This window comes from Rhizobium sp. NLR22b, from assembly GCF_019685295.1.
GTDB lineage: Bacteria > Pseudomonadota > Alphaproteobacteria > Rhizobiales > Rhizobiaceae > Rhizobium.
This window is the reverse complement of record NZ_JABDWM010000002.1, coordinates 98,022-110,413: the sequence shown is the minus strand read 5'-3', so window position 1 is coordinate 110,413 and position 12,392 is coordinate 98,022. Positions and strand designations below refer to the sequence as shown.

The 12,392-nt window shown below is 62.8% G+C and carries 9 protein-coding genes; 7 read left to right on the top strand and 2 right to left on the bottom strand.

What is annotated here, in order from left to right; translation table 11 throughout:
* Positions 1 to 43 precede the first annotated feature (43 nt).
* Complete coding sequence (locus tag HJC00_RS04210; RefSeq protein ID WP_221153279.1) at positions 44 to 523, bottom strand: class I SAM-dependent methyltransferase; 480 nt, start codon at positions 521 to 523, stop codon at positions 44 to 46.
* A gap of 124 nt (positions 524 to 647) precedes the next feature.
* On the opposite strand from HJC00_RS04210, the gene HJC00_RS04205 reads away from it, so the two are divergent.
* Entirely contained in the window at positions 648 to 1,823 is a 1,176-nt protein-coding gene (locus tag HJC00_RS04205) for a DUF3095 domain-containing protein (RefSeq protein WP_247241785.1), read from the top strand.
* On the opposite strand, the gene HJC00_RS04200 is transcribed toward HJC00_RS04205, so the two are convergent.
* Positions 1,813 to 3,150 (bottom strand): nucleotide sugar dehydrogenase, encoded by a 1,338-nt coding sequence (locus HJC00_RS04200; RefSeq protein ID WP_221123097.1) that lies wholly within the window; start codon positions 3,148 to 3,150, stop codon positions 1,813 to 1,815. The genes HJC00_RS04205 and HJC00_RS04200 overlap by 11 nt on opposite strands.
* Positions 3,151 to 3,617: 467 nt before the next feature.
* On the opposite strand from HJC00_RS04200, the gene HJC00_RS04195 reads away from it, so the two are divergent.
* The 6 genes from HJC00_RS04195 to HJC00_RS04170 all read left to right on the top strand — a co-directional run bounded on the left by HJC00_RS04195 (position 3,618) and on the right by HJC00_RS04170 (position 12,385).
* Positions 3,618 to 4,961, top strand: a complete 1,344-nt coding sequence (locus HJC00_RS04195; RefSeq protein ID WP_210632507.1) for an adenylate/guanylate cyclase domain-containing protein — start codon at positions 3,618 to 3,620, stop codon at positions 4,959 to 4,961.
* Positions 4,962 to 5,109: 148 nt separating this feature from the next.
* Positions 5,110 to 6,999 (top strand): ABC transporter ATP-binding protein, encoded by a 1,890-nt coding sequence (locus HJC00_RS04190; protein ID WP_221163660.1) that lies wholly within the window; start codon positions 5,110 to 5,112, stop codon positions 6,997 to 6,999.
* Positions 6,999 to 8,906 (top strand): ABC transporter substrate-binding protein, encoded by a 1,908-nt coding sequence (locus HJC00_RS04185; RefSeq protein ID WP_221153278.1) that lies wholly within the window; start codon positions 6,999 to 7,001, stop codon positions 8,904 to 8,906. The genes HJC00_RS04190 and HJC00_RS04185 overlap by 1 nt, the downstream gene beginning before the upstream one ends.
* A gap of 3 nt (positions 8,907 to 8,909) precedes the next feature.
* On the top strand, positions 8,910 to 9,908 hold the full coding sequence (locus tag HJC00_RS04180; RefSeq protein WP_210632504.1) for an ABC transporter permease: 999 nt from the start codon (positions 8,910 to 8,912) through the stop codon (positions 9,906 to 9,908).
* Positions 9,908 to 11,080: an ABC transporter permease gene (locus tag HJC00_RS04175; RefSeq protein ID WP_210632503.1), complete on the top strand. Its 1,173-nt coding sequence runs from the start codon at positions 9,908 to 9,910 to the stop codon at positions 11,078 to 11,080. The genes HJC00_RS04180 and HJC00_RS04175 overlap by 1 nt, the downstream gene beginning before the upstream one ends.
* Positions 11,081 to 11,176: 96 nt before the next feature.
* A complete protein-coding gene (locus HJC00_RS04170; protein WP_210632502.1) occupies positions 11,177 to 12,385 on the top strand; it encodes a glycosyltransferase family protein in 1,209 nt (402 codons plus the stop codon).
* Positions 12,386 to 12,392: the final 7 nt, after the last annotated feature.

The following is a 12,392-nucleotide window of genomic DNA, read 5'->3' as shown; positions in this document are numbered from 1 at the left end:
TCCTCCTTCAACAGGCGGGTGGGGCCGGGGCCTACTCTCCCCCTCACACCCGCCGATACAGAAAGTAACGCCCTTCCTTGATTCCCTCCGGCAGCGGCATCGCCGCAAGCTCCGAATGCTCCAGCGGCAAGCCGCTGACCGCAATGCCGTTCGGGGCGAGCACGCCGGCCATCAGCTGCGGCAGCCAGGTCAGCGTCACCGCGTCGATCTCGTCATGGCCGGTGCCGATATCGGCGTGGGCAAGGGCCGCGCCGATCCCGAGGAAGGCCTGACCGGAATCGCGGATGTTGCCGGTCACCATATCTTGCGGCTCCGGGGTCGAGGCCGAATAGGAACGGACCTCCCAGTCGAAGGCGATGATGCGGCGGTCGGGGAATTTTTCGCGCAGGTGGTCATAGGTGCGGCCGTTGCCGAGGCCGAACTCCAGCACCGGGCCTTCGATGTCCTCGACCAGATCGGTGATTGCGTTCAGAATGTCGCGCTGGGCCGTCAAGCGGCGAATGAAGCTGTCGAGGCGGCTCATCGAAATCCGTATCCGTGATGAAAATCGTGAGCGCGTGCTAACACATGAAACCTTGCCAAGTCGATTGCCGTAAATGGGAATTGGCGTTGCAGCAGCGATATGGGTCTGTGCTAAGGTCGATGCCATGACAATCGTGAATGACGAAGAATTCTTTGCGAACGTGCCGCGCTTCAGCGCCTTCGAGGGCGTGACCGATGCCGGCAATTACCGGCCGCTGCCGGAGGGATGGGTGCTGGCGCTTGCCGATATCGTCGGTTCGACGCAGGCGATCGCCGGCGGCCGCTACAAGGACGTCAACATGGCCGGCGCCAGCGTCATTTCGGCGGTGCTGAATGCGGTCGGCAAGGGCGACTATCCCTTCGTCTTCGGTGGTGACGGCGCCCTGATTGCGCTTCCGGGTTCGCTGGAGAAGGCGGCGCGGGATGCGCTGGCCGCCGTGCAGGTCTGGGTCGAGGAGGATCTCGGCCTGATGTTGCGCATCGCCATCGTACCGGTCGCCGATACCCGCGCAGAGGGCCTCGACGTCCGTGTCGCCCGCTATTCCGCAAGCCCGCATGTCACTTACGCAATGTTCTGGGGCGGCGGCACGAGCTGGGCGGAACGACAGATGAAGCTTGGCCACTATGGCGTCGGCCGCGCCGCCCCCGGAACGCGGCCGGATCTCACCGGCCTTTCCTGCCGATGGAGCCCGATCGAGGCCGAGAATGGCGAGATCGTCTCGATCATCGCCGTGCCCGGCGAAGGCCGGCCGGGCGAAGAGTTCCGCGATCTCGTCAACGGCATCGTCGCCATCACCGCCGAGCAGAGCCGCGGCAGCCATCCGGTGCCGGCCGACGGCCCGAAATTCGCCTTCTCGCTGAAAGGTATCAATCGCGAGGCCAAGGCCACCGCGCCGGCCGGCAAACGTCTGCGGCAGAAGCTGATCATCTTCCTGCAGCTCGCGATCACCGTTCTCTGCTACAAACTCGGCATTCCGCTCGGCCGCTTCGATGCCCGCCGCTACAAGGGCGACGTCGCCGGCAATTCCGATTTCCGCAAGTTCGACGACGGGCTGAAGATGACAGTCGATGTCGACGCCGCGCGCTTGAAACGGATCGAGACGCTGCTGGAAGACGCGCGGGCGAGAGGCATCGCCCGCTACGGCCTGCATCGCCAGTCCTCGGCGCTGATGACCTGCTTTGTGCCGACGCCGATCTCGCGCGACCACATGCATTTCATCGATGGCGCCGCCGGCGGTTATGCGGTGGCCGCCAGCCGGATGACCGGCAAGTCGCTTTCGGCCGTTTCCGTTACGCCTTGACGACGTGATCGGCGGAAAGGCCGAGCCGGTCGAAGACGTTGCGCGTGTCGATGATCAACGCCGCACTTTCGGCGAGCGCCGCATAATCCACCCCGTCATGATCGGTCGCGACCAGCACGACATCATAGCCGGCAACGGCCTGCGCCGTCAGTGCCACCGATTGGCGCCCCTTCAGCGCTTGATGTTCGCGCGTCGGCGGGATCTCGGCGACGAAGGGATCGTGGTAATCGGCGCTGCCGCCGCGCTCCTCGATGATCTCGATCAGCCGCAGCGACGGGCTCTCTCTTATATCGGCGACGTTCTTCTTGTAGGCGAGCCCCAGCACCAGCACGCGGCTGCGGCTCAGCGCCTTGCCGGCGCGGATGTCGAGCGCTTCGGCCAGTTTGCCGACGACATAGCGCGGCATCGCCGAATTGATCTCGCCGGCAAGCTCGATGAAGCGGGTCGGAAGCTCATATTCACGCGATTTCCAGGTGAGGTAGAAGGGATCGATCGGGATGCAATGGCCGCCGAGGCCGGGGCCAGGATAGAAGGGCATGTAGCCGAACGGCTTGGTCTTGGCCGCGTCGATCACTTCCCAGACGTCGATGCCCATCGCCGCATAGACCGTCTTCAGCTCGTTGACTAGGGCGATGTTGACCGAACGGAAGATGTTTTCGGTGAGCTTGACGGCCTCGGCCGTCGCATTCGAGGAAACCGGAACGACGGTCGACACCGCCGCGCCATAGAAGGCCTTCATCAGAGCCAGCGCCTCCGGCCCGTCGCCGGCGACAACCTTCGGGATAGTCGCGGTGTGGTAATGCTGGTTGCCGGGGTCCTCGCGCTCCGGCGAGAAGCCGACGAAGAAATCCGCGCCGGACTTCAAGCCGGTGCCTTCGAGGATGACCTTGACGATATCGTCGGTCGTGCCGGGATAGGTGGTGGATTCCAGCGCGACGAGCTGGCCGGGGCGCAAATGCTCAGCGATCGAGCGCGAGGTCGCCTCGACGAAGGAAAGATCGGGGTCGCGATGCTTGGTGAGCGGCGTCGGCACGCAGATGATGATGACATCACATTCACCAAGGCCGGCGAAATCCGTCGTCGCCTGGAATCGGTTCGCATCGATCTCGGCGGCAAGCGCCTCGTTGCTGACGGCGTCGATATAGGAGCGGCGGGCATCGAGCGCCACCATCTTTGAGGGATCGATGTCGAAGCCGGTGACCGCAAAACCGCTGCGCGCGACGGCGATCGCCAGCGGCAGGCCGACATAACCGAGCCCGATAATGCCGGCACGCGCCGCGCGGCTTTCGATCTTCTGCAGGAGCGTGTCGAAGGTGGAGGTGGCCAAGGCGGGATCTTTCGAATGGGAATTTAGAAAGCTGATCTAATGCATCATGGCGGGGAATTAAACCCGGAGCTTCTTCTCGCCACGGTGCCACCCCTGTTTACGCCGTGCCCTCAGAGCGCACGAGGGCTGGTCTCGCCGATATCCCAGAGCACCACCTCTCCGGGGTGTGGCCGAAATGCCCCGGCGGCGGCCTTTGCCGCAACCTGAGCGCACAAAAGAATCCGGGTCCCATTGTTTCGCATCTGCAGCACCCCTATGTGAGTTTGATATTGAACCATCGAGAAAGGACTTCCCCTCCGATCCGCGTTCCGGGGAACTGAGGGCGCTGCTGCCGGGCTTTCGGCAGATCGTTGACAAATATTACCGCTCGTACATCCTGATTTCCTTGTGACCTGCGCATGAAAATGCGTCGGCCGGGGGACTTTTGGCTCTTGGGGATGGCGTGCCTTATGAGGATCATACCGAGAATGAGCACGATCGAATCCAGCGTGTCCTCCATCCTGTTGGACCGGGTCGCCGAATGGCTGACACATTCCTCGCTGGCAGGTGACGACCTCGAAAACATCGTGCGCGGCTTCTGCGAAAGACTTGCTTCCGCCGGCCTTCCGATCGCCCGCGTGCACCTGACCTTTTCGATGCTGCATCCGCTCTACGATGCCTTGAGCTTCACCTGGCGGCGGGCCAGCGGCGTCACTATCGAGGGCCTCCGCATGCCGGCCGGGCAGAAGCCGGACCGCTTCCTGCAGAGCCCCTATTATTACCTGCTCGACAACAACCTGCAGCATATTCGGCGGCGGTTGATGCAGGAAGGCCCGGCCGAATTCCCGATCTTCGAGGATCTGCGCAAGGACAGGATGACCGATTACCTCGCCTTCGTGCAGCCCTTCGGCGACGATTCGGTGCAGGGCATGATGGGCTCCTGGTCGACTGACCATCATAACGGTTTTACCGACGACATGATCGACGCGCTGCTCCGGATGCAGAACCATCTGGCGGTGGCCGCCAAGATGGCGGTGCTCGGCAAGCTCGCCAACAACATGCTGACCACCTATCTCGGCGGCGACGCCGGCAAACGGGTGCTGAATGGCCAGATTCGCCGCGGCGACGGCGAAACGATCCGGGCGGCGCTGGTCATGGGCGACATGCGCGAATCCACCATGTATGCCGAAAAGGAAGGCCGCCAGGCCTATATCGATACGCTGAACCAGTTCTTCGACGCGATCGCCGCTCCCTTCAACCGCAATGGCGGCGAGATTCTGAGCTTCCTCGGCGACGGCTTTCTCGCCGTCTATCCCTGCGGGCGTCACAAGGACCCATCGAAAATCGCCTGCGAGGCAGCACTTTCGGCCGTCCACCAGGCGCAGGCGCGGGTAGCCGAGCTCAATCGGGAGCGCGAGGAGAAGGGTCTATCCAGGATCGGCTACGGCATCGGCATGCATGTCGGCAACGTCATGTTCGGCAATGTCGGCCTCAAGGACCGGCTGACCTTCTCCGCCTTCGGATCGGCGGTCAACGAGGTGCAGCGTTTGCAGATCCTGACCAAAAAATACGGCCGGGAGGTCGTCGCCAGCCAGGCCTTCGCCGGTTATTGCGGCGGCGAATGGACAACCCTCGGCGAGGAGAAGCTGCGCGGCATCCGCCAGAAGGTGACGGTACTGCAGCCACGCGCCCCGGCCCCGGATATCCATGTCGACGAACATTTCCGCGAGGCCGTGCAGAACGGACTTTCCGAAGCCGAACAGGTCATTCTCCTGCACCGCGACGCCAAGAAACAGGTCAAGCGCACAAGCATGGAGAAGTTCATTCAGTAAAACGCCAGGTTGCGGCCGCCAGAACTGCGCGTTACAGAGATGGTGAACCGCGGCAATTTCCCCTTGCTTGTCATCAGCTAGACACCCCGTTTGCGGTACGATAGTGTTGCATTAACGGGAACATAGAAGACTGGGGAATTTCATTGGTATGGCGTCCGCTGCCGATCTGTTGCGTATCGAGAATCTCGACGTCTCCTTCTCCGTTTTCGGCGACCGCCTGCGTGTCGTAAAGGAAGCCAATCTCCGCATTCTTCCGGGTAAGGTTACCGCCCTCGTCGGTGAGTCCGGTTCCGGTAAATCGGTGATCAGCCAGTCGGTGATGGGCATCCTGCCCAACCCGGCCAATGCGTCAGGCAGTATCCTCTTCACCGATCCGCTCGACGGCAGCACGACCGATATCCTGTCGCTGCCGCGCGACAGTGAAGAGATGCGTGATCTGCGCGGCAAGCGCATGGCGACGATTTTCCAGGAGCCGATGACCTCGCTGTCGCCGCTGCATACCGTCGGCAACCAGATCAGCGAAGTGCTGTTAATCCATACCGACGTCGACAAGCAGGAAGCACGCCAAAGGACCGAGGAAATGCTCGGCCTCGTCGGCTTCTCCAATCCGCACCGCACCTACGACATGTATCCATTCGAACTGTCGGGCGGCATGCGCCAGCGCGCGATGATCGCCATGGCGCTGATCTGCAAGCCGGCTCTCCTGATCGCCGACGAGCCGACGACGGCGCTCGACGTGACGATCCAGGCGCAGATCCTCGAACTGCTGCGCGACCTGCAGGCCAAGCTCGGCATGGCGATGCTGCTGATCACCCACGATCTCGGCATCGTCGCCAACATGGCCGACGAGGTGGTCGTCATCTATCACGGCGAGATCATGGAAGCGGGACCGGTCGAGGCGATCTTCCGCAATCCGCAGCATCCCTATCTCAAGGCGCTGATGGCGGCCGTTCCGCATTTCGACATGAAACCCGGCGAACGGCTGAAGGCGCTGCGCGACGTGCCGGTCAATCTCGAGACGCTGGTCGGCAAGAAGAAGCCGCTGCAGGCTGAAACGCCGGGCACGCTGCTTTCCGTCGCCAATCTGTCGAAGACCTACAGGACGCGCAGGCGCAGCCTGTTCGGCAAGCACGAAGCCGCCGTCGTGCATGCGGTCGACGACGTCAGCTTCGACATCCGCCGCGGCGAATGTCTCGGCCTGGTGGGCGAATCCGGTTGCGGCAAGACGACACTCAGCAAGATCCTCATGCGCGCCGTCACCCCTGATGGCGGCTCGGTGGTGTTCAACGACGGCAAAGAGGTCATCGACGTGCTGGCCGTCAAGGGCGCCCAGCTGCAGGAGCTGCGCACCAAGATCCAAATGGTGTTCCAGGACCCGGTCTCCTCGCTCTCGCCGCGCATGACGGTGCGCAACATCCTGAGCGAGCCGCTCGAGATCCACGACCGCGGCGACAGCGCCGAGCGCAAGCGCAAGGTCGAGGGACTGATGGGCGCGATCGGCCTCGACAAGCGTTACCTCAGCCGTTACCCGCACAGCTTCTCCGGCGGCCAGCGCCAGCGCATCGGCATTGCCCGCGCCCTGGCGCTCGGGCCGAAGCTCGTCATCCTCGACGAGCCGGTGTCGGCCCTCGACGTCTCGGTGCAGGCGCAGATCCTCAACCTCTTGAAGGATCTGCAGAAGGAGCTGGGCCTGACCTATCTCTTCATCTCGCACAATCTCGCCGTCGTCGATTACATGGCCGACCGTATCGCTGTCATGTGCAAGGGCCGCATCGTCGAGATCGCTCCGCGCGAGATCATTCTGCGCGATCCGGTGCACCCCTATACGAAATCACTGCTCGCCGCCGTCCCCTTCCCCGATCTCGACCGGCCGCTCGATTTCAAGGCGCTTCGGGAAAACGGCGCCGCCGACAAGCAGAACTGGGGCAAGACCTTCACCGCCGAGCATGACGACGCCTCCGAGCTTGCCTATGCCGATCTCGGCGACGGCCATCTGGTGCGCGCCCGCAAGGGCGCTGATATCCGGGAGTTGCGCTGATGGTGACGCGTCGCACCTTTCTCGGCGGCCTCGTCGGTGCTGCGATCGCGCCGGCGGTGCTGCGGGCCGAACAGGTCGGCGAGCCGGAATTCCTGAAGGAGCGGCTGGCATCAGGCAGCCTGCCTGGTATGGCCGAACGCATTCCCGCCCGCCCGCGCATCGTCAACTTGAAGGAGATGGGGCTCGAACCCGGCGCCTATGGCGGCACGGTGCGCACTATCATCGGCAGCCAGCGCGATATCCGCTTCATGACGATCTACGGCTATGCCCGCCTGATCGGCTACGACAAGCACCTGCAGTTCCGGCCCGACATTCTGGCCGATTTCCGTTCCGAGGAAGACACGGTCTTCACCTTCACGCTGCGCGAGGGCCATAAATGGTCGGACGGGGCGCCGTTCACCGCCGATGATTTCCGCTACTGGTGGGAAGACGTCATCCTCAATGACAAGCTGACGCCGGGCGGCGGCGCACTCGAGCTTCGCCCACACGGCAGCCTGCCGCGCTTCGAGATGCTCGATCCGCTGACCGTTCGCTATACTTGGGATAAACCCAACCCGATGTTCCTGCCGAGCTTGGCCGGCCCGCAGCCGCTCGTCATCTTCGGGCCGGCGCATTACCTGAAGCAGTTCCACAAGAAGTTCCAGCCGGACCAGGCGAAGATGGAACAGATGATGCAGACCTTCCGCGTCAAGAAATGGCAGGACCTGCACATCAAGATGGCGCGCTCCTATCGTCCGGAAAATCCCAACCTGCCGACGCTCGATCCCTGGCGCAACACGACGGCGCTGCCGGCCGAGCAGTTCGTCTTCGAGCGCAACCCGTTCTTCCATCGCGTCGACGAAAACGGCAGGCAGCTTCCCTATCTCGATCGTTATATCCTCAACGTCTCTTCCTCGTCGATCATCGCCGCCAAGGCCGGCGCGGGCGAGGCCGACCTGCAGGCAACCGGCATCGACTTCAACGACTACACCTTCCTGAAGGAGGCGGAGAAGCGCTTTCCGGTGAAGGTCAATCTCTGGAAGGTCGCGCGCGGCTCGCGCATCACGCTCTTGCCGAATCTCAACTGCGCCGACGAGGTGTGGCGCGGCCTTTTCCGCGACGTGCGCCTGCGCCGGGCGCTGTCGCTGGCGATCAACCGGCACGAGATCAATATGGTCGCCTTCTATGGATTGGGCACGCCGAGCGCCGATACCGTGCTGCCCGACAGTCCGCTCTTCAAGCAGGAATATGCCGACGCCTTCGTCAAGTTCGATCCCGACGAGGCCAACCGCCTGCTCGACGAGCTCGGCCTGACCCGCCGCGGCGACGACGGCATCCGGCTGCTGCCGGACGGGCGACGCGCCGAGATCACCGTCGAGACCGCCGGCGAAAGCAATCTCGACACCGACGTGCTGGAACTGGTGCACGATCACTGGGCCGATATCGGCCTTGCGCTTTATACCCGCACCTCGCAGCGGGACGTCTTCCGCAACCGCGCCATGAGCGGCACGATCATGATGTCGATCTGGTACGGCCTCGACAATGGCGTGCCGACGGCCGACATGTCGCCGTCCGGTCTTGCGCCGACGCTCGATGATCAGCTGCAATGGCCGCTCTGGGGCATGCATTATCTCTCCGCCGGCCAGGAAGGTGTCGCTCCCGACCTGCCGGAGGCGGCAGAGCTGGTGGACCTGCTCGGCCAATGGGGCTCGACGGCAAAATTCGAGGAGCGCCAGGCGATCTGGCACAGAATGCTGTCGCTCTATACGCAGCAGGTCTTCTCAATCGGCCTCATCAACAGCACGCTGCAGCCGATCCTGCGCGCCGCCAAGCTGCAGAACCTGCCGGAGAAAGCGCTCTACGGCTTCGATCCCACCTCCTATCTCGGCGTCTACATGCCGGATGTTTTCTGGTACAAGGAGGCCTGAGGCGTGCTCAGATACATTCTCTGGCGCATCGCCGCCATGGTGCCGACGCTCTTCGTCATTTCGGCGCTTGTTTTCACCATCATCGAGCTGCCGCCCGGCGACTTCTTCGAGAGCCAGATCGCCGAGCTGCGCGCCTCCGGCGAGGCCGCCAACCTCCAGGAAATCGAGGAGATGCGCCAGCAATACGGCTTCGACAAGCCGGAGATCGTGCGCTATTTCTACTGGGTCGGCGGCATGCTGCACGGCGATTTCGGCTATTCCTTCGAATACCAGCTGCCGGTCTCGGACGTGGTCGGCGAACGGTTGTGGCTGACGATCCTCGTCTCCTTCACGACGATCCTGCTCACCTGGCTGATCGCCTTTCCGATCGGCATCTATTCGGCGACGCATCAGTATAGCTGGGGCGATTACGGGCTGACCTTTCTCGGCCTGCTCGGCATCGCCATTCCGAACTTCATGCTGGCGCTGATCCTGATGTATTTCGCCAATGTCTGGTTCGGGCTGTCGATCGGCCATCTGATGGACCAGCAATATCTCAACGCACCGATGAGCTGGGAAAAGGCGAAGTCGATCCTGGCCCATCTCTGGATCCCCGTCATCATCGTTGGCACGGCCGGCACGGCCGGCATGATCCGGCGGCTGCGCGCCAATCTTCTCGACGAGATGCAGAAGCAATATGTGACGACGGCCCGCGCCAAGGGCCTGCATCCGATGCGGGCGCTGGTCAAATATCCGCTGCGCATGGCGCTCAATTTCTTCATCGCCGATATCGGCTCGATCCTGCCGTCGATCATCTCGGGCGCCGAGATCGTCGCCATCGTGCTGTCGCTGGAGACGACCGGGCCGATGCTGATCAAGGCGCTGCAGAGCCAGGACATGTATCTCGCCGGCTCCTTCCTGATGTTCCTCGCCTTCCTCAACGTCATCGGCGTGCTGATCTCCGATATCGCCCTCGGTTTCCTCGATCCCCGCATCCGTCTGCAAGGCAGGAGCACCAAATAATGTCGCCCCTTCCCGCACCCGGCGCGCCGCTGCCGCACTACGTCTCCACCGCTCCCTTCGATCCGCATGCGACCGAGAGCATGACGGCGGCGCAATCGCGCATCCATCTCGCCTCGCAGAAGCAACTGATGTGGTGGAAGTTCAAGCAGCACAGGCTCGCTTTGATCTCCGGCATCTTTCTCGCCGCCGTCTACCTGATGATCCTTATCGTCGAGTTCCTGGCGCCTTACGGCCTGCACACGCGCAACGTCGACTTCATCCATGCACCACCTCAGCGCGTCCATTTCTTCGACAAGGGCGAGTTCGTCGGTCCCTTCGTCTACGGCCGCAGCATGACGCTCGATCTCGACACGCTGCACCGCGTCTATACCGACAGGCCGAACGACGTGCAGCCGATCCGCTTCTTCTGCCGCGGCGATTCCTATAGATTCTGGGGTCTCGTCGCCTCGAACTACCATCTCATCTGCCCGGCGATCGGTGGCCAGATGTTCCTGCTCGGCACCGACCGGCTCGGCCGCGACGTGCTGTCGCGCATCCTCTACGGCGCGCGTATATCGCTGACGATCGGCCTGATCGGCATTTCGATCAGCTTCGTGCTCGGCATCGTCATCGGCGGCCTTGCCGGATACTGGGGCGGCGTCTTCGACCTCATCGTCCAGCGCCTGATCGAGGTGCTGCAATCGCTGCCAAGCCTGCCGCTGTGGATGGCGCTCGCCGCCATCATGCCGGTGACCTGGAGCCCGATCGTCATATATTTCGGCATCACCGTCATCCTCGGAATCATCGACTGGACCGGGCTGGCGCGGGCCGTGCGCTCCAAGCTCCTGGCATTGCGCGAGGAGGATTACGTCCAGGCCGCGCAGCTGATGGGGGCCAGCACGCCGCGCATCATTGGCCGCCATCTGGTGCCGGGCTTCATGTCACATCTCATCGCTTCGGCGACGATTTCGATCCCCGGCATGATCCTCGGCGAGACCGCGCTCTCCTTCCTCGGCCTCGGCCTTCGACCGCCGATCACCAGCTGGGGCATTCTGCTGACCGAGGCAAAAAGCGTCAGCGTCATCGCCTTCTATCCTTGGCTGCTCTTTCCGATCATTCCTGTTGTTCTTGTCATTTTGGCGTTCAACTTTCTGGGAGACGGCTTGCGCGATGCGGCAGATCCCTACAAATAGCGGCAAGCTCGGCGGCGCCGTCCGGCATCGCGCCCGCCTCTTGGCCTCCGGATGGTGGGGGTGCTAACTATGATGTTCACCCCGGAGGGAACACCCATGGCCAGACGTCTCGAAGATGCTCGCATCCTCATGTACAGCCACGACACGTTCGGCCTCGGCCATCTCAGGCGCTGTCGCGCCATCGCCCATGCGCTGGTCGAAGACTATCGCGGCCTCAACATCCTGATCATTTCAGGGGCGACGATCGCCGGCGCCTTCGATTACCGCGCCCGCGTCGACTTCGTGAAGATCCCGAGCGTGATCAAGCTGCGCAACGGCGAATATACGTCGCTTGCCAGCCACATCGATCTGCACGAAACGCTGAAGATGCGCGAATCGAGCATCCGCCACACGGCCGAGACCTTCCAGCCCGACATTTTCATCGTCGACAAGGAGCCGATGGGATTGAAGGGCGAGGTCGAGGATACGCTCGCTTATCTCAAGGCCCGTGGCACCGTGCTGGTGCTAGGGCTGCGGGAGATCATGGACGCGCCGCATCTGCTCGAGGCCGAGTGGAAGAAGAACAGCGTCATGCAGAAGATCGACCAATATTACGACAGCGTCTGGGTCTACGGCCCCCCGGATTTCTACGATCCGCTTGTTGGTCTCGACGTGCCGGCCAGCCTGCGCCGGAAGATGGATTTTGTCGGCTTCCTGCAGCGCAGCGTCTCCAAAGGCAAGAGCTCGATCAACGCCCGCAAGGACAATTATCTGCTCGTCACCACAGGCGGCGGCGGCGACGGCTCCGATCTCGTCCATGACGTCATGAATGCCTATGAGGCCGATCCGACGCTGACGCAGAAGGCGCTGGTCGTGCTCGGGCCCTATATGCCGGCCGCCGAGCGCGCCAAGCTGGTGCAGAAGGGCGAAGCCATTCCCTATATCGAGGTGATCGAATTCGACAATCACATGGAAGAGCTGATCGCCGGCGCCACCGGCGTCGTCGCCATGGGCGGATATAACACCTATTGCGAGATCCTCTCCTTCGATAAGCCGGCCCTCATCGTGCCCCGCGTCAAGCCGCGCGAGGAGCAGCTGCTGCGCGCGAAGCGGGCCAGCGAACTCGGCCTCGTCGAGATGCTGCTGCCGGAGCAATCGGTTGATCCCGCCATCATGGCCGCGGCGCTGAAGCGCTTGCCCTCTCGCCTGCCGCCGTCGAAAAGCGGCAGCAATATGCATCTCGAAGGGCTGGACCATATCTCGCAGACCGTCGGCCGATGGCTCGACGGCCGGGCCACCCACCTAGCCGTTGTCGGCGCAGAATAGGGCACAG

Bases quoted from the DNA above. Each gene is read 5' to 3' on its own strand.
- HJC00_RS04210 (WP_221153279.1), bottom strand. From the start codon at position 523: ATGAGCCGCCTCGACAGCTTCATTCGCCGCTTGACGGCCCAGCGCGAC.
- HJC00_RS04190 (WP_221163660.1), top strand. From the start codon at position 5,110: ATGGCGTCCGCTGCCGATCTGTTGCGTATCGAGAATCTCGACGTCTCC.
- HJC00_RS04205 (WP_247241785.1), top strand. From the start codon at position 648: ATGACAATCGTGAATGACGAAGAATTCTTTGCGAACGTGCCGCGCTTC.
- HJC00_RS04195 (WP_210632507.1), top strand. From the start codon at position 3,618: ATGAGCACGATCGAATCCAGCGTGTCCTCCATCCTGTTGGACCGGGTC.
- HJC00_RS04185 (WP_221153278.1), top strand. From the start codon at position 6,999: ATGGTGACGCGTCGCACCTTTCTCGGCGGCCTCGTCGGTGCTGCGATC.
- HJC00_RS04175 (WP_210632503.1), top strand. From the start codon at position 9,908: ATGTCGCCCCTTCCCGCACCCGGCGCGCCGCTGCCGCACTACGTCTCC.
- HJC00_RS04170 (WP_210632502.1), top strand. From the start codon at position 11,177: ATGGCCAGACGTCTCGAAGATGCTCGCATCCTCATGTACAGCCACGAC.